At 64.2% G+C, this 14853-nt stretch carries 17 protein-coding genes; 13 read left to right on the top strand and 4 right to left on the bottom strand.

All coding sequences use genetic code 11. The annotated features are described in order from the left end of the window. Window positions 1-404 precede the first annotated feature (404 nt). The 12 genes from trbB (at window position 405) to E3U25_RS14480 (ending at window position 10646) form a co-directional block, all read left to right on the top strand. Window positions 405-1355 (top strand): P-type conjugative transfer ATPase TrbB, encoded by a 951-nt coding sequence (trbB, locus tag E3U25_RS14535; protein WP_425355729.1) that lies wholly within the window; start codon window positions 405-407, stop codon window positions 1353-1355. Continuing rightward, window positions 1352-1684, top strand: coding sequence for a TrbC/VirB2 family type IV secretion system protein (locus E3U25_RS14530; RefSeq protein WP_116222366.1), 333 nt, complete (start codon window positions 1352-1354; stop codon window positions 1682-1684). Before trbB ends, E3U25_RS14530 begins: the two co-directional genes overlap by 4 nt. Further along, window positions 1684-1965 carry a VirB3 family type IV secretion system protein gene (locus E3U25_RS14525; RefSeq protein WP_116222367.1) on the top strand — a complete coding sequence of 94 codons (282 nt, stop codon included), beginning with the start codon at window positions 1684-1686 and terminating at the stop codon, window positions 1963-1965. The genes E3U25_RS14530 and E3U25_RS14525 overlap by 1 nt, the downstream gene beginning before the upstream one ends. Window positions 1966-1971: 6 nt before the next feature. Next, entirely contained in the window at window positions 1972-4482 is a 2511-nt protein-coding gene (gene trbE / locus E3U25_RS14520; RefSeq protein ID WP_116222368.1) for a conjugal transfer protein TrbE, read from the top strand. Then, window positions 4479-5261: a P-type conjugative transfer protein TrbJ gene (gene trbJ, locus E3U25_RS14515; RefSeq protein ID WP_116222369.1), complete on the top strand. Its 783-nt coding sequence runs from the start codon at window positions 4479-4481 to the stop codon at window positions 5259-5261. The genes trbE and trbJ overlap by 4 nt, the downstream gene beginning before the upstream one ends. 17 nt (window positions 5262-5278) lie before the next feature. Next, window positions 5279-5566: a putative entry exclusion protein TrbK-alt gene (gene trbK-alt / locus E3U25_RS14510; RefSeq protein WP_116222370.1), complete on the top strand. Its 288-nt coding sequence runs from the start codon at window positions 5279-5281 to the stop codon at window positions 5564-5566. A 3-nt stretch (window positions 5567-5569) separates the two neighbouring features. Then, window positions 5570-6919, top strand: coding sequence for a P-type conjugative transfer protein TrbL (gene trbL / locus E3U25_RS14505; RefSeq protein WP_116222371.1), 1350 nt, complete (start codon window positions 5570-5572; stop codon window positions 6917-6919). Further along, entirely contained in the window at window positions 6916-7605 is a 690-nt protein-coding gene (gene trbF, locus E3U25_RS14500) for a conjugal transfer protein TrbF (protein WP_116222372.1), read from the top strand. Before trbL ends, trbF begins: the two co-directional genes overlap by 4 nt. Beyond that, on the top strand, window positions 7602-8630 hold the full coding sequence (gene trbG, locus E3U25_RS14495) for a P-type conjugative transfer protein TrbG (protein WP_116222373.1): 1029 nt from the start codon (window positions 7602-7604) through the stop codon (window positions 8628-8630). Before trbF ends, trbG begins: the two co-directional genes overlap by 4 nt. Further along, a complete protein-coding gene (locus E3U25_RS14490) occupies window positions 8627-9748 on the top strand; it encodes a TraB/TrbI/VirB10 family type IV secretion system protein (protein WP_116222374.1) in 1122 nt (373 codons plus the stop codon). Before trbG ends, E3U25_RS14490 begins: the two co-directional genes overlap by 4 nt. 2 nt (window positions 9749-9750) lie before the next feature. After that, window positions 9751-9984: a DUF2274 domain-containing protein gene (locus E3U25_RS14485; protein WP_116222375.1), complete on the top strand. Its 234-nt coding sequence runs from the start codon at window positions 9751-9753 to the stop codon at window positions 9982-9984. Between the two features lie 158 nt (window positions 9985-10142). Then, window positions 10143-10646 (top strand): MaoC family dehydratase, encoded by a 504-nt coding sequence (locus E3U25_RS14480; RefSeq protein ID WP_244295229.1) that lies wholly within the window; start codon window positions 10143-10145, stop codon window positions 10644-10646. Window positions 10647-10661: 15 nt separating this feature from the next. Here the strand turns inward: E3U25_RS14480 and E3U25_RS14475 are convergent, their stop codons facing one another. The 4 genes from E3U25_RS14475 to E3U25_RS14460 all read right to left on the bottom strand — a co-directional run bounded on the left by E3U25_RS14475 (window position 10662) and on the right by E3U25_RS14460 (window position 14189). Continuing rightward, entirely contained in the window at window positions 10662-11915 is a 1254-nt protein-coding gene (locus E3U25_RS14475) for a tetratricopeptide repeat protein (protein WP_116222377.1), read from the bottom strand. Continuing rightward, window positions 11908-12906: a LysR family transcriptional regulator gene (locus tag E3U25_RS14470; protein WP_116222378.1), complete on the bottom strand. Its 999-nt coding sequence runs from the start codon at window positions 12904-12906 to the stop codon at window positions 11908-11910. The genes E3U25_RS14475 and E3U25_RS14470 overlap by 8 nt, the downstream gene beginning before the upstream one ends. 174 nt (window positions 12907-13080) lie before the next feature. Then, a complete protein-coding gene (locus E3U25_RS14465; protein WP_116222379.1) occupies window positions 13081-13704 on the bottom strand; it encodes a LysE family translocator in 624 nt (207 codons plus the stop codon). A gap of 29 nt (window positions 13705-13733) precedes the next feature. Further along, complete coding sequence (locus E3U25_RS14460; RefSeq protein WP_116222380.1) at window positions 13734-14189, bottom strand: Lrp/AsnC family transcriptional regulator; 456 nt, start codon at window positions 14187-14189, stop codon at window positions 13734-13736. Between the two features lie 117 nt (window positions 14190-14306). Between E3U25_RS14460 and E3U25_RS14455 the strand changes: the two genes are divergently transcribed. Then, window positions 14307-14852: an RBBP9/YdeN family alpha/beta hydrolase gene (locus E3U25_RS14455; RefSeq protein WP_116222381.1), complete on the top strand. Its 546-nt coding sequence runs from the start codon at window positions 14307-14309 to the stop codon at window positions 14850-14852. Window position 14853 lies beyond the last annotated feature (1 nt).

Here is a 14853-nt window from a genome sequence, read left to right as displayed (position 1 = left end):
GTGTCGCAGGTAACACAACACTTGGTTGATTGCAGGCCGCTGATGCTGAGCGAGGTGTAACTTGATCTTTGAGTGGAGGCAACGGTGGCAGCGTTTCGTTCGATTCCGTTGCAGGTGTTCATTCGGAGTGTAGCGAACGTCGACCTATCGGCTGAAACCACCATGTTCTCATGATGGAGGCCACGACGCCTTCCTTCTGGAGTGGATCTGGGGGACATCCCGCCGATTCCCTGTCTTTACACGCCGCGCTACTACGCCCATCGGAAACCTGTTGAGCCGTAGGCCTTTACGGCTTTCTTAATCGACCCCGATCCAGGGCAGCCTGTTGGAGGCGCCTGCAAAGGAGCGGGGCCGGCATGGCGAAAACCGATCATAGACCAGAGGTGATCCGGAGAGGCGCGCGGATGCTGCGCACCGCGCTCGGGCCGGCGATCGCCGGGTTTCTGGACGACCCCATGACCGTCGAGGTGATGCTCAACCCTGATGGGCGGCTCTGGGTCGACCGACTTTCCGAGGGGCTGGCCGACAGCGGCAGGACGCTGAGCGCAGCGGATGGCGAGCGCATCGTTCGACTGGTCGCGCACCATGTTGGCGTTGAAGTTCATGGCCTGTCTCCACGCGTCTCTGCGGAGCTCCCGGAAACCGGTGAGCGTTTCGAGGGGCTGCTTCCTCCCGTGGTAGCGGCTCCCGCCTTCGCCATTCGCAAGCCCGCTGTCGCCGTCTTCACACTCGAGGACTACGTCGAAGCCGGGATCATGAACTTGATGCAAGCCAAGGCGCTCCGCCAGGCGGTTGCGACCCGTGCCAATATCCTGGTGGCGGGGGGCACCTCGACCGGCAAGACCACGCTGACCAATGCGCTGCTCGCCGAGGTGGCCAAGACCTCTGATCGCGTCGTGATCATCGAGGACACGCGGGAACTGCAATGCGCCGCGCCGAACCTCGTGGCGATGCGCACCAAGGACGGCGTTGCAAGCCTGTCCGATCTGGTGCGGTCCTCGCTGCGCCTGCGCCCCGATCGTATTCCGATCGGTGAGGTGCGGGGCGCCGAGGCGCTCGACCTGCTCAAAGCCTGGGGCACCGGCCATCCTGGCGGGATCGGCACCATCCATGCCGGTTCCGGGATCGGCGCGTTGCGTCGTCTCGAACAGCTCATCCAGGAAGCCGTCGTTACCGTGCCCCGCCCCATGATCGCGGAGACCATCGACCTCGTAGCCGTCCTGGCCGGGCGAGGTTCCGAACGTCGTCTTGCTGAACTCGCCTGCGTCGAGGGCCTCGGGGCCGACGGCGACTACCGGATTTCACCTGTCATTTCAGACGCCATCACCACTCACGAACCAGGAGATCCCGAATGATCCGTCACGCCCTGCGCATCCGCCAACACATCGCCACCGCGGCCACCGCCACCTATGTCAGTCTCTTTATGGCCCCGGCCGCCCATGCCTCCGGGTCCTCCATGCCCTGGGAGGCGCCTCTGCAATCCATTCTCGACTCCGTCGAGGGGCCGGTGGCCAAGATCGTGGCGGTGATCATCATCATCGTCACCGGTCTGACGCTGGCCTTCGGCGATACCGGGGGCGGTTTCCGGCGGCTGATCCAGATCGTATTCGGGATTTCCATCGCCTTTGCGGCCTCGTCCTTCTTCCTGAGCTTCTTCAGCTTTGGTGGCGGAGCGCTGATCTGATGGCGGTGAGTTTCGAGGCCCTCGACGCGGTGCCGGGGTTCAGCGTGCCGGTTCATCGCGCGCTGACCGAGCCGATCCTGCTCGGCGGCGCACCGCGCTCGGTCGCCATTCTGAATGGTACGCTCGCCGGTGCGGTCGGCCTCGGGCTTCAGCTCTGGCTGGTCGGGATCCTGATCTGGGCCGTTGGCCACATTGCTGCTGTCTGGGCGGCCAGGCGCGATCCGCTCTTCTTCGAGGTCGCCCGCCGCCATCTGCGCATTCCCGGTCATCTCTCGGTGTGAATCCCCATGATGAATCTCGCAGAATACCGTCACACTGCCTCGCGCCTCGCCGACTACCTGCCCTGGGTGGCGCTGGTCGGGGAGGGCGTGGTCCTCAACAAGGATGGCTCGTTTCAGAGGACGGCGAAGTTTCGGGGGCCCGATCTCGACAGCGCCGTCGCGGCCGAACTGGTCGCGGTGGCAGGTCGGCTGAACAACGCTTTCCGCCGCCTCGGTTCCGGGTGGGCGATCTTCGTGGAAGCGCAGCGCTCTGGGGCCGCGACCTATCCGGTGAGCACCTTCCCCGATGCGGCATCGGCGCTGGTCGATGCCGAGCGCAAGGCCGATTTCGAGGAGGAGGGGTGCCATTTCGTATCCGGCTATTTCCTGACGCTCCTCTGGCTTCCACCGGCGGAGGACGCGGCACGCTCAGAATCCTGGCTCTACGAGGGCCGCGATACCTCGGGCGTGAACCCCTGGGAACAGGTGCGCGGCTTCATCGACCGAACGGACCGCGTGCTGGCGCTGCTCGACGGCTTCATGCCGGACTGCCACTGGCTCGATGACGCCGCTACGCTGACTTACCTGCATTCGACGATTTCGACCAACCGCCATCGCGTGCGCGTGCCGGAGGTGCCGGTCTATCTCGACGCGCTCTTGCCCGACCAGCCGCTGGCGGGCGGGCTGGAGCCGCGTCTGGGCAATCATCACCTCCGCGTCCTGACGATCACCGGCTTTCCCGGCGTCACGACCCCGGGCCTGCTCGACGAGCTGAACCGGCTGGCCTTTCCCTATCGCTGGTCGACCCGGGCCATCCTCATGGACAAGCTGGATGCAACCAAGCTGCTGACCCGGATACGCCGTCAATGGTTTGCCAAACGCAAGAGCATCGCCGCGATCCTCAAGGAGGTGATGACCAACGAACAATCCGCGCTGGTCGACACCGATGCGGCGAACAAGGCCGCTGACGCAGATATGGCCCTGCAGGAACTTGGGGCTGATGTGGCTGGCATGGCCTATGTCACCGCGACGATCGTGGTCTGGGACGAGGATGTCCGCCGCGCTAACGAGAAGCTCAGGCTGGTCGAGAAGGTCGTCCAGTCGCGCGATTTCAGCGTCATGGTCGAGACGGTCAATGCGGTCGATGCCTGGCTTGGTAGTCTGCCCGGACATGCCTATGCCAATGTCCGGCAGCCACCGATCAGCACATTGAATCTCGCCCATATGGTCCCGCTCTCGGCGGTCTGGGCGGGCGAGGCGCGGGACGAGCATTTCGGCGACGCTCCGTTGCTCTACGCCAGGACCGAAGGCTCCACCCCGTTCCGGTTTTCTCTCCATGTCGGGGATGTCGGTCACACCCTCGTCGTCGGCCCGACCGGCGCGGGAAAGTCCGTGCTGCTGGCACTGATGGCGCTTCAGTTCCGCCGGTATCCGCGCAGCCAGGTCTTCGCCTTCGACTTCGGCGGCTCGATCCGCGCCGCCTCGCTTGCCATGGACGGCGACTGGCATGACCTCGGCGGAGAGCTGACCGAAGCGGACGAGAGCTCCGTCATGCTACAGCCCTTGGCACGCATTCACGAGACGTCGGAACGTGCCTGGGCGGCCGACTGGATCGTTGCCATCCTGACGCGCGAGAACATCCAGATCACCCCGGATGTGAAGGAACATATCTGGACCGCGCTGACCTCGCTGGCCTCGGCCCCTGTGGGCGAGCGGACCATGACCGGCCTTGCGGTCCTGCTGCAATCCAACGACCTGAAGCAGGCGCTCCGCGCATACTGTGTGGGTGGACCCTATGGCCGGCTACTCGATGCCGAGACCGAACAGCTGGGATCGGCGGATGTGCAGGCCTTCGAGATCGAGGGGCTGGTGGGAACCGGCGCGGCGCCCGCCGTCCTCTCTTACCTGTTCCACCGGATCGGTGATCGGCTCGATGGACGCCCCACGCTGCTCATCATCGACGAGGGCTGGCTCGCACTCGATGACGATGCCTTCGCGGAGCAGCTCCGCGAATGGCTGAAGACGCTGAGGAAGAAGAATGCTTCGGTGATCTTCGCGACGCAGAGCCTCAGCGACATCGACGGCAGCGCCATCGCGCCTGCGATCATCGAAAGCTGCCCGACGCGGCTCCTGCTGCCGAACGAGCGGGCCATCGAGCCCCAGATCACGGCCATCTATCGCCGCTTCGGCCTCAATGACCGGCAGATCGAGATCCTCGCGCGGGCCACGCCCAAACGCGACTACTACTGTCAGTCGCGGCGCGGCAACCGGCTGTTCGAGCTGGGCCTCAGCGATGTCGGGCTCGCACTCTGCGCGGCATCGTCCAAATCGGATCAGGCGCTGATTGCCGAGATCTGTGCCGGGCACGGCCAAGACGGCTTCCTCGACGCCTGGCTGAAGGCGCATGGCCTCGATTGGGCCGCCGACCTGATCCCTGACCTCACCAATCTCGCCCTCGACGCTGAGGGGGCATCTCAGGCCTCCGTCGTCGTTGAGGACGCCGAACCTGTCCTGAAAGAAGAGGAGATCACATCATGACCCGCAAGATCACGTTTCGGCCCGCCGGCACGTCGCTGCTCGCCCTCGCGCTGGCGATGCCCATTGCCATGTCGCCCATCGCAGCGCCGCCCGCACACGCGCTCTTCGGTATCGGCGGGGGGCCTTTCATCGTCTACGACCCGACCAACCACGCCGAAAACCTCCTGACCGCGGCGCGGGCTCTGGAGCAGATCAACAACCAGATCGCACAGCTCCAGAACGAAGCGCAGATGCTGATCAACCAGGCGCGCAATCTCGCCAACCTGCCGTATTCCGCGCTCCAGCAGATCCAGCAGAACGTCAGCCGCACACAGCAACTCCTGGCCCAAGCGCAGAACATCGCCTTCGACGTTCAGAGCATCGACCAGATGTTCCAGCAGGACTATGGCAACCTTTCCCTGACGGCGACCGACCAACAGCTGATCGCCGAGGCCCGGTCCCGTTGGGAGAACACGGTCGGTGGCCTGCAGGATGCGATGCGCGTGCAGGCCGGTGTCGTCGGCAATATCAATGCCAACCGTGCCGAGATGTCCGCGCTCGTGGGGCAGAGCCAGAACGCGGTCGGTGGTCTTCAGGCCACGCAGGCGGGCAACCAGCTCCTCGCACTGCAATCGCAGCAGCTCTCGGACCTGATAGCGGTGATCTCGGCCAACGGTCGCGCCAACGCGCTGACCGAGGCCGAGCGCGCCACCGCTGCAGAACAGGGCCGCATCCAGCGCGAGCGGTTCCTGACGCCGGGCGCGGGCTACCAGCCCGGCAACGCGCAAATGTTCAACTGAGGCCGGGAGGGGAGACGATGGAGGGTAAGGTGCCGGCCCGGATCGCGGCCATCGTGTTCGTGGCGATCGCGATCACAGCCACGGTGATCGAGATGGCACGCGAGGAAGCTCCCGTGCCGGCCAGCACCGCGCCCGCGCTCCAGCCGTCTACTGATCCTCTCCGCGCGACGCTGCGCCGGTGCCAGCAGCTTGGCGTGGCCGCTTCCAGCGATGCCGATTGCCTCGCCGCCTGGGCCGAGAGCCGGGACCGGTTCCTCGGCCGGATGCCTGCACCCGAAGCGCCACAGCGGTCGGGAGGCCAGTAAGCCATGGGCGGAACCGGCGTCATCGACAACTTCCTGGGCATCTTCACCAGCTACATCGACAGCGGGTTTGGGCTGCTCGGGGGTGAGGTGGCCTTCATCGCCACCACGCTGATCGTCATCGACGTGACGCTGGCGGCGCTCTTCTGGGCCTGGGGCGCCGATGACGACATCATCGCCCGGCTGGTGAAGAAGACGCTCTTTGTCGGGGTCTTCGCCTATATCATCTCCAACTGGAACAACCTCGCCCGGATCGTCTTCGAGAGCTTCGCGGGCCTCGGTCTGATGGCCTCGGGCACCGGGTTTTCTGCCGCAGATCTTCTGCGCCCTGGCCGCGTGGCCCAGACCGGGCTAGAGGCCGGACGGCCGCTGCTCGAGAGCATCTCCGATCTGATGGGCTGGGTCGCGGTCTTCGAGAACCTCGTCCAGATTCTCTGCCTGTTCTTCGCCTGGGCGTTGGTGATCCTCGCCTTCTTCATCCTCGCGGTGCAGCTCTTCGTCACCCTGATCGAGTTCAAGCTCACGACCCTCGCGGGCTTCGTGCTGATCCCCTTCGGCCTCTTCAGCAAGACCGCCTTCATGGCCGAGCGCGTGCTGGGCAACGTCATCTCCTCCGGCATCAAGGTTCTGGTCCTCGCCGTGATCATCGGCATCGGATCGACGCTCTTCGGCCAGTTCACAGCCGGCTTCGGAGGCGTGACGCCGACCATCGATGACGCCATGGCGATTGTGCTGGCCGCCCTGTCTCTGCTGGGCCTCGGAATATTCGGCCCGGGCATCGCCTCAGGTCTGGTGTCCGGCGGGCCGCAACTCAGCGCGGGTGCCGCCATAGGCACCGGCCTTGCCGTTGGTGGCGCTGCGATCGGGGTCGGAGGGGCGAGCATGCTCGCAGCGCGCGGCGCCGGGTCCGCGCTCTCCGGAGGCGCCGCCCTGGCACGTGGCGGCGCGGCCGCGGCGGGCGCTGCCTCGAGCGCCTACACGCTCGGCTCGATGGGCGGAGGTGGTCTCTCCGGCGGGATGGCTGGTGTGGCGCGCGCCGGGGCCGCTGCCGCGGCATCACCGCTCAAGAAAGCGTCCTCTCGCGCGGCTGGCGGGATTCAGTCCAGCTACGCCGAGGGCGTCAAGGGCGGTGTTGCGGCGACGGGCGGAACCACCTCGATGGGCACGGTCGGCGGAGGGGCGCCCGAGCCTTCTTCCAGCCCGTCCGCCTCCGATGGCCCGCCAGCCTGGGCCAAGCGCATGCGCCATAGCCAGGCGATGAGCCATGGTGTGCGCGCTGCCGCCCATGCCGTCCGGTCGGGCGACAGCCACGGCTCGGGCACCTCCGTCAATCTCTCCGAAAGGGATCGCTCATGAACCTCTTCAGGCGTTCCGCCACGCACTATGGCAAGACTCCTCAACCAGAAACGCCTTACCAGAGGGCTGCGCAGGTCTGGGATGAGCGTATCGGCTCCGCCCGTGTTCAGGCCCGCAACTGGCGCTACATGGCCTTCGGCAGCCTGATCCTCGTGGCGGGTTTTGCCGGCGCCCTGGTCTGGCAATCCGCGCGTGGCACCGTCGTGCCCTGGGTCGTTCAGGTCGACTCGCTCGGCGAGGCCCAGGCTGTCGCCCCGGCTTCCGCCGACTACGAGCCGACCGATCCGCAGATCGCCTTCCATCTCGGCCGCTTCATCGAACAGGTCCGGTCGATCCCCGCCGATCCGATTATCGTGCGGCAGAACTGGTTGCGCGCCTATGAGTTCACCACGGATCGCGGCGCGGCCGCTCTGAACGACTATGCCCGCGCCAACGACCCGTTCACCCGCGTCGGTCGCCAACAGATCGCCGTGGAGGTGTCCTCCGTCATTCGGGCCTCGCCGGGATCGTTCCGCGTCGCCTGGACCGAACGGCACTACGAGAACGGCCAGCTTTCCACGACCGAGCGCTGGACCGCGATCCTGACCGTCGTGATCCAGACTCCGCGCAGCGCCGAGCGCCTGCGCGCCAATCCCCTCGGAATCTATGTCAATGCGATCTCCTGGTCGCGGGAGATGAGCCAATGACTGAACACCATCTTCATGCAACCGGGTCTCCGGGCATCAGGACGCCGATGTTGGTGGCTTTGCTGCTATCCGCATCCTTACTGGCGGGATGTGCCAGAAACCCGGTGCCGGAATTCAGCTACGACGAGTCCGTGCCACCACTGCCCAATCCGCCCGCCTCGACTGCCGAGGAACGTCCTCGGCCCTTGCACACGCCGCCGGTCTGGACAGTGGCGCATGGCGGAGCGGCGGCAGGCACACCGACTGCTCGCATCGAAAACGCCAATGCTGCCGCCCGGATCGAACCGCGCCGGGAAGGCTATTACAATGCGATCCAGATCTATCCCTGGTCGGAAGGAGCCCTCTATCAGGTCTACGCCGCGCCGGGTCAGATCACCAACATCGCACTCGAGCCGGGCGAACGTCTGACCGGCGCGGGTCCGATCGCCGCGGGGGATACCACGCGCTGGATCATCGGCGACACAGAGAGCGGGTCCGGATCCACCGCTCGCGTCCACATCCTCGTCAAACCGACGCGGGACGACATCTCGACCAATCTGGTGATCAGCACTGACAGGCGGGTGTATACGATCGAGCTGCGTGCGCGCGAGGCGCTCTACATGCCCTCTGTCGCCTGGGCCTATCCGGCAGCGCCCCGTGGTGGGCGACAGGCTGTGGCAACCGCGCCGACCATTCCGGCGCCCTCTGCCCGCAATCATCGCTACGGCTTGCAGATCCAGGGGGAAAGCCCGCCCTGGCGCCCGGTTTCCGTCTTCGACGATGGCCGCCGCGTCTATGTCGTTTTCCCGGCTGGCATCGCCCAGGGCGAGATGCCGCCGCTCTTCGTGCTCGGCGCCGACGGAGAACCGCAGATCGTGAACAGCCGTATTCACCGGAACGTTCTGATCGTGGATCGCCTCTTCGGTGCGGCGGAGCTCCGGCTGGGGGCAGGAGACCGCCAGCAGGTGGTCCGGATCGTGCGCATGGAGGAGCGCGAGGCCGATGCGCGGACGGAGGGGGATGCGCGAAGGGGAGGGGCGTCATGAGTGACACCGATCCCGCGGCTCCGATGCGTCTGCGTCCCGATCCGCCCCGCGTGACCAGGCTGTCGCGCAAGGTTCTGGCCGGTGTCGGAGCGGTCGCGTTGTTCGGCATTGGAGGCGCGCTGATCTATGCGCTCCAGACCCGTGAGGCTGGGCCGGGAGGTGGAGAACTCTATTCCATCGACAACCGACCGGCCGCGGACGGCCTGGAAGGATTGCCGTCCGACTATACCGGGCCGGTTCTGGGACCCGCACTGCCCGGTGACCTCGGGCGACCGATCCTCGATGCGCAGGAGCGCGGAGTGCCCGTGACCCCTCCGCCGATTGTGGGCCCGACCGTCGATCCGGAAGCGGAGCGCCGCAGGGCAGAGGAGGAAACCGCGCGTCTGAGCGGGGTCTTCTTTCAGACGGCGTCTGGCAGAGCGACGACGGCCGGGGTCGGCGTGAACCTTCCGGGCCTGGGTGGCACCGAACAACCCGAGGGCAGCCGGCATACGGCTTTCCTCAACGGTCCGGTGGACCGGCAAACCGTCGCATCGGATCGCATTCAGCCGCCAGCCTCGCCGTACATCCTTCAGGCCGGAGCGGTGATCCCGGCCGCGCTGATCACCGGCATTCGCTCCGATCTCCCGGGCCAGATCACCGCGCAGGTCACCGAGAACGTCTATGACAGCCCGACCGGATCGCTGCTGTTGATCCCACAGGGAACCCGTATCATCGGCCAATACGATGACGGTGTGACGTTCGGCCAGCGACGCGTGCTGCTGGTCTGGAACCGCCTGATCCTTCCCGGAGGCCGGTCCATCGTTCTCGAACGTCTGCCGGGTGCGGATGCGAGCGGCTATGCCGGCCTCGAGGATGGCGTTGACTACCACTGGTGGGATCTTATGCGCGCAGCGGGTCTGTCCACGCTGCTCGCGATCGGCGCGGACCTCGCCACCGATGACGAAGACCGCCTGGTCCAGGCGATCCGCGATGGCGCTGTGGATACGATCAACCAGGCCGGTCAGCAGATCATCCAGCGTCAGCTGCAGGTCGCGCCAACGCTGACCATCCGTCCGGGTTTCCCGATCAGGATCATCGTCACCCGCGATCTGGTATTCGAACCGGCAGGAGGTTGATCATGTCGAAACTGAAGCTGGGGCCGCTGCCCGATGACAAGCCGGTGAAGGTGACAGTGGAACTGCCGGCGTCCGTTCATCGCGATCTTGTCGCCTACGCCGAAATCCTCGCCCGCGATAGCGGCCAGGCCGCCGCCGACCCTGTCCGGCTCATCGTGCCGATGCTGGAGCGCTTCATGGCGACGGATCGCGGGTTTGCGAGGGCGAGGCGCGTGTCCCCCGGGAGCGAAGCGTGAAGGAAGCTCACGCTGAGTGAATGTATTTTCACTCGCGCGATGGGCTGACCCGGCTGATATTGCCAGCAATCGAACTCAGCTCGCGCGAACTGAGCTGAGCTGAGCGGGGCTGCGGTGAATGCCGTGCCCCGCTTCCTTAATGGATGAAGGTGCGAGACATGAGCCAAGACCCCCCAGTTCAGATGTCCTTCGATGTCCCCAGGGATGCGCGTTATTTTGAGGACTACGTCCCCGGAAGTTGTTTCCAGTTTGGCGGAGTGGAGGTTCACGAAAGCGAAATCATCGAATTTGCCACCCAGTTTGATCCGCAGCCAATCCACATGGATCGGGACGCCGCAGAGAACGGCCCATTTCGTGGGATCATTGCCAGTGGCTGGCACACGATTGGCCTGATGATGAGGCTCTTCGTGGAACACTACCTGACCTCTGTTGCAAGTATGGCGTCTCCGGGAGTGGATGAAGTGCGGTGGTCTGTGCCCGTGCGTCCGGGCGATCAGCTCCAGGTGAGGATCACGATCACAGAAGCCCGACCGTCAAGAACGAAGGCGGACAGGGGGCTGGTGCATTCTTTTGTGGAGGCGGTGAACCAGCGCGAAGAGGTGGTCGCCAGCTTCAAGGCGATGAACATCATCGGGAAGAGACCTTCAGCATCCAGGCAATAGGCGGGATTGCTCAGATCAACGGCCCGGCAAGGGGCTGTTGATCAGGGGGCTTTTAACGTCGCTCCTCTTGCGCAGCACCGCGACGAAACCCGGGATTTTCTGCATGGAGCTTTGCTCATGAATGATCTCGCTGACTTCGCAGATCTCGAAACCGCAGGTTTTGGATAAGTCGGCCAGGTAGGCGCTGCCATGCGCAAAACATCCCGATTTTGCGAGTTCCCGATAGCTCGATGCACCAAAGGCTGTTGGGTCGGAACCGTCGTATGAATAGGTGGTGAAAGCAAATGTTCCTTCCGGCCGAAGGGCCAGCCACACTGCTTCGAGGACGGCGTTCAGGTCTCCGAAATGGATGAGTGCCGCCGCCGAGACGATCAGGTCAAATTGGTCTGGATGCCGGGTCAGGAAAGAAAGCAGATCATCCTCGTTCAGGACGTCATAGATGCCTTTCGCGCGGGCGCCCTCAAGCATGTCCGGTGAGACGTCGACACCCGCCATGTGCTGGGTCATCGCGCGGACCCCGGCGCCGGAGAGACCTGTGCCACATCCGGCATCGAGGGCCGAGAAGAAGGGCGGGGACGCGTGGCGGAGAACGGCATCCAGGACGTGACGATGCGCGAAATAGCCCGGGACCAGATCCCAATTCTTCGCCTTTCGTCGGTAGAGGTCGCGCAGAAAGGCGGGCGATGCTCTAGCTGGAACAGGCGCCTTGCCAATTGATGCAAGAATCAGTTCAGCGCCTTGCTCGTCTCCGGGGGCGAGGCGCAGGTAGCAACGCAATGACAGCCCTGCCGCGTCAAGATCGTTCAGGGCGATTAAAGCGTCTGCCAAAGCGAAATGCGCCCGCGTATCTTCAGGACTGGCAGCGGTGACTTCGGCAAGAAGGTCGGCTGCAGTAGCGAAATCCGCCAGATCCATTGAGGTGACAGCCAAATTGTACATCGCTTCCGCATATCCGGGCCGTGTTTCGATGGCCTTCCTGAAGGCTGCAATTGCGTCTTCAGGCCGCTGCCCCTTACGCAGAGCTATGCCGAGATTGTTGTAAGCTTCCGGCGAGGGTACCGGTGCATGTACGCACGCGGCCTCGAGGGCCTCGATCGCCGCGGTGATGCTACCATGAGCGAGCCGTGCGACCCCGAGCAGGTGAAGCAGGTCCGGGTCGTTAGGGTAGTCCATCAGAGTGCGCATGCAGGCAGTTTCCGCCGCTGAGTAGCGTCCTGCGGCATAGGCGCTCAGAGCTTCTGCGGTACGGCAACGCTTGATACTATCCATCGCGCGAGGACCCTTTGGAGGGTATGGTAACTTGTTGGCCCGACATGCCGTCCTGATCGATGGAGTGTTGCGCTGACAGCCAGTCCGACGTGCCCCGGCGGTGCCGTCCGGCGCAGATATGTGCGGCAGTTATGAGCCGCCGGAGCGCCGGATTGCCGTTCGCTCGATTCCAGATAGCATTGAAAGCCACGCTGTTTTTGGGCTCGTTCACGGGAAGATAGGAAAGTTCCCGATCATCCGGTCGCTGCCAGGAAGAGACGGCGACCGTTATGCCCTGGTTCAGGGCGACCAGATCCAGAAGCATCTCCTGGGTCGCATCGATCCGATCGACTTTGAAGCCGCAATCATCTTCGACCGCCAGAACGCCGCGAATAAAGGCTTCGACCTCGGGACCTGGCGCGGCGACGGTTACGAGGACCCGCTCATGCCGCATCGAAGACCAACTGACAGCGGGCATGCCGGACAGTGCATGGGTCTTCGAGGTGACAACGAAGACTTCTTCCTGCCACAGCTGTGCGTGATCACAGTTCGCCGGGATCTCGCAATTGGTCACGAAGGCGATGTCCAGAGAGCCCGCCGCGACGAGCCTGACATGCTCTCTCGTTGCGCCGTCGACTGCGCTAAGCTGCACCTTGGGATGGGCCGTCGCGTATCGCCGGAGAAGGTCCTTGAGGAAGCCGGTGCCCAGCGAGGTCTGAATCCCGATCGTCAGACTTCCAGTTTTTCCTCGACCTGCAAGCCTGGCATGTCGCTGCGCACGTTCGAGCAGTTCGATCGCCGATTTGGCTTCGCGAAGGAAAGCCTGGCCGGCCTCAGTGAGCTCGACGCCACTATGGCGCCTGTCCAGAAGTATCGCGCCGAGCTCATCCTCGATGGCGCGGACGGTGCGGCTTAGCGTCGATTGTTGTACATCCAGAGCTTCGGCGGCGGCGCGCAGGCTCCGAAACTCGGCGATAGCGATCAATTGGTGTAGTTGACGCAGTTCAATCATGAAGCCACCTCCGAACCTGCAGCCGAAACCTGCGTTCGGAAGCGGGGGGCTGGCTGCTTGCTTGCTTCAGCGCCTTCTCATGCAACGCCTGATCATCATGAAAAACCTCTTGCATCATGCGTAGTGAGATTGTCTCACCCGGCGTTGAATTTCCGTCCGAGAGGAGTAGCGACCTTACCGGCTGGCGGCGTTTTTCATCCCCAGGAGAACCGCTGCCAGGATCATGCAGCTGCCTCCGATCCGGTCCAGCCAACGACGGGCCGAACCCTTCAGTCGTTGGGAGAGCCAATGCGCGCCAGCCCCGTATCCGGTCAGGAACGCTCCATCCATTGCGATATAGGTGGCCGACAGAATTAGAAACTGCGGCCAGAACGGCTGCGCCGGATCAATGAACTGGGGAAACAGCGCGGCGAAGAAGACCACGGCCTTGGGGTTGGCCGCCGAGGTTACGAAGCCTTGCAGCCAAAGGGCCCGCAGGGAGGCCCGTCGAGAAGCGGAGTGCGATATGGGCTTCATCGATCGCCGAAGCGTACGCAGGCCGATCCACAGAAGATAGAGGGTGCCGGCCCATTTTACGACGGTCAGGGCCTCGGCGGAGGCTGCGAGGACGGTTGCCAGCCCCAGGCCGGCGGCAAGCATCTGAATCAGGTTCGCTGTCAAATCTCCCGCAGCGGTGGACCAGGCCCGCGGCAAGCCATTGATGGCGCTGTTTGACAGCATCAGCATCTGGCTGGGGCCAGGCGTACTCATCAGGGCGAGCACGGTTGCGACGTATATCAGCCAGATATCGATTGGCATGGTTTGCTCCAGTATCGCGCGTGGTGTCGTCAGCCGAGTAGCGCCTTTCCAAGCGGTTTTGCGGGTTCCGAGCGCAGCACTAGAGAGGTCGTCACCGCGCCGAACCGGGCGATGGTGTCGACGATGGTCTCAAGTTGGCCGGGCGTCGGGACGAGGACTTTGAGCAGGAAGCAGTCTTCGCCGGTCAAACGGTGGACCTCGATGACATGCGGCATCTCGGCAAAGGCTTTCAAGGCTGGCTTGATGTGCTCATGCGTGGTTTTCAGGCGAATGATGGCCATCATCCCGAGACCGAGCGCGGCGGCGTCCAGACGCGCTGTATAGCCGGCCAGTATTCCGCGATCCTCTAGGCGCTTCACCCGCTCCGATGTCGCCGGCTGCGAAAGCCCGACACGTCGGCCGACCTCCGATAGCGGGGTGCGGGCGTTTTCCTGAAGCGCTTCGAGGATTGCGATGTCAAGGCGGTCGAGCTCACTGGTCGGCATGTTCCACCACAGATTCCGTTAATTCATCGGAAGTTTGTCACAAACGCCGATGAATTGCCATTCCCGTTTTGCGTTCGGCAAGGGACACTCCAGAAGGGTGAACATCAGGAGAGTCGCATGAGCCGTCGTTTCGTTATGGTGCCGGGCATCGGGGGATCCGGCCCTGAGCATTGGCAGAGCCATTGGGAATCTCTCTATCCGAACACCCTCCGGATAGAGCCAAATTCCTGGGATGAGCCCGACCTCGCGGACTGGTTCGCCGCCCTGGACCGGGCGGTCGCCGCGGCACCTTATCCGCCGGTGCTGGTATGCCATTCGCTCGGGTGCCTGCTCTTTGCCCATTGGCGTGCGGCGTCGTCCCGGGCGATCGCCGCGGCATTTCTTGTTGCCGTGCCGGACCGGAGCGGGCCCGCTTTCCCGGCGCAAGCGAAGGCATTCGGAGCGTTACCTGCAACAGGGTTTGGTGAGCGGCCGGTGTTGGCCGTCGCAAGTGAGAACGATCCCTATGATCCTAAGGCGAGTGCGATAGCCTGGGCTGCCAGGCAAGGCGCCTGGCCGCGACGTCTTGGCCCAAGGGGCCATTTGAATGAGGCGTCGAACCTCGGCGCCTGGCCCGAAGGCCAGGGGCTTCTGGCAGATTTCCTGGACGAGATCGGAGAGTAGC

The organism is Paracoccus versutus (genome assembly GCF_029909795.1).
Lineage (GTDB): Bacteria > Pseudomonadota > Alphaproteobacteria > Rhodobacterales > Rhodobacteraceae > Paracoccus > Paracoccus versutus.
The sequence above is the reverse complement of the archived record's forward strand: the minus strand, read 5'-3'. Positions and strand labels throughout refer to the sequence as shown.

Excerpts from the sequence above, each read along its gene's own strand:
- trbB (WP_425355729.1), top strand. The coding sequence starts at position 405 with ATGCTGCGCACCGCGCTCGGGCCGGCGATCGCCGGGTTTCTGGACGAC.
- E3U25_RS14530 (WP_116222366.1), top strand. The coding sequence starts at position 1,352 with ATGATCCGTCACGCCCTGCGCATCCGCCAACACATCGCCACCGCGGCC.
- E3U25_RS14525 (WP_116222367.1), top strand. The coding sequence starts at position 1,684 with ATGGCGGTGAGTTTCGAGGCCCTCGACGCGGTGCCGGGGTTCAGCGTG.
- trbE (WP_116222368.1), top strand. The coding sequence starts at position 1,972 with ATGATGAATCTCGCAGAATACCGTCACACTGCCTCGCGCCTCGCCGAC.
- trbJ (WP_116222369.1), top strand. The coding sequence starts at position 4,479 with ATGACCCGCAAGATCACGTTTCGGCCCGCCGGCACGTCGCTGCTCGCC.
- trbK-alt (WP_116222370.1), top strand. The coding sequence starts at position 5,279 with ATGGAGGGTAAGGTGCCGGCCCGGATCGCGGCCATCGTGTTCGTGGCG.
- trbL (WP_116222371.1), top strand. The coding sequence starts at position 5,570 with ATGGGCGGAACCGGCGTCATCGACAACTTCCTGGGCATCTTCACCAGC.
- trbF (WP_116222372.1), top strand. The coding sequence starts at position 6,916 with ATGAACCTCTTCAGGCGTTCCGCCACGCACTATGGCAAGACTCCTCAA.
- trbG (WP_116222373.1), top strand. The coding sequence starts at position 7,602 with ATGACTGAACACCATCTTCATGCAACCGGGTCTCCGGGCATCAGGACG.
- E3U25_RS14490 (WP_116222374.1), top strand. The coding sequence starts at position 8,627 with ATGAGTGACACCGATCCCGCGGCTCCGATGCGTCTGCGTCCCGATCCG.
- E3U25_RS14485 (WP_116222375.1), top strand. The coding sequence starts at position 9,751 with ATGTCGAAACTGAAGCTGGGGCCGCTGCCCGATGACAAGCCGGTGAAG.
- E3U25_RS14480 (WP_244295229.1), top strand. The coding sequence starts at position 10,143 with ATGAGCCAAGACCCCCCAGTTCAGATGTCCTTCGATGTCCCCAGGGAT.
- E3U25_RS14475 (WP_116222377.1), bottom strand. The coding sequence starts at position 11,915 with ATGGATAGTATCAAGCGTTGCCGTACCGCAGAAGCTCTGAGCGCCTAT.
- E3U25_RS14470 (WP_116222378.1), bottom strand. The coding sequence starts at position 12,906 with ATGATTGAACTGCGTCAACTACACCAATTGATCGCTATCGCCGAGTTT.
- E3U25_RS14465 (WP_116222379.1), bottom strand. The coding sequence starts at position 13,704 with ATGCCAATCGATATCTGGCTGATATACGTCGCAACCGTGCTCGCCCTG.
- E3U25_RS14460 (WP_116222380.1), bottom strand. The coding sequence starts at position 14,189 with ATGCCGACCAGTGAGCTCGACCGCCTTGACATCGCAATCCTCGAAGCG.
- E3U25_RS14455 (WP_116222381.1), top strand. The coding sequence starts at position 14,307 with ATGAGCCGTCGTTTCGTTATGGTGCCGGGCATCGGGGGATCCGGCCCT.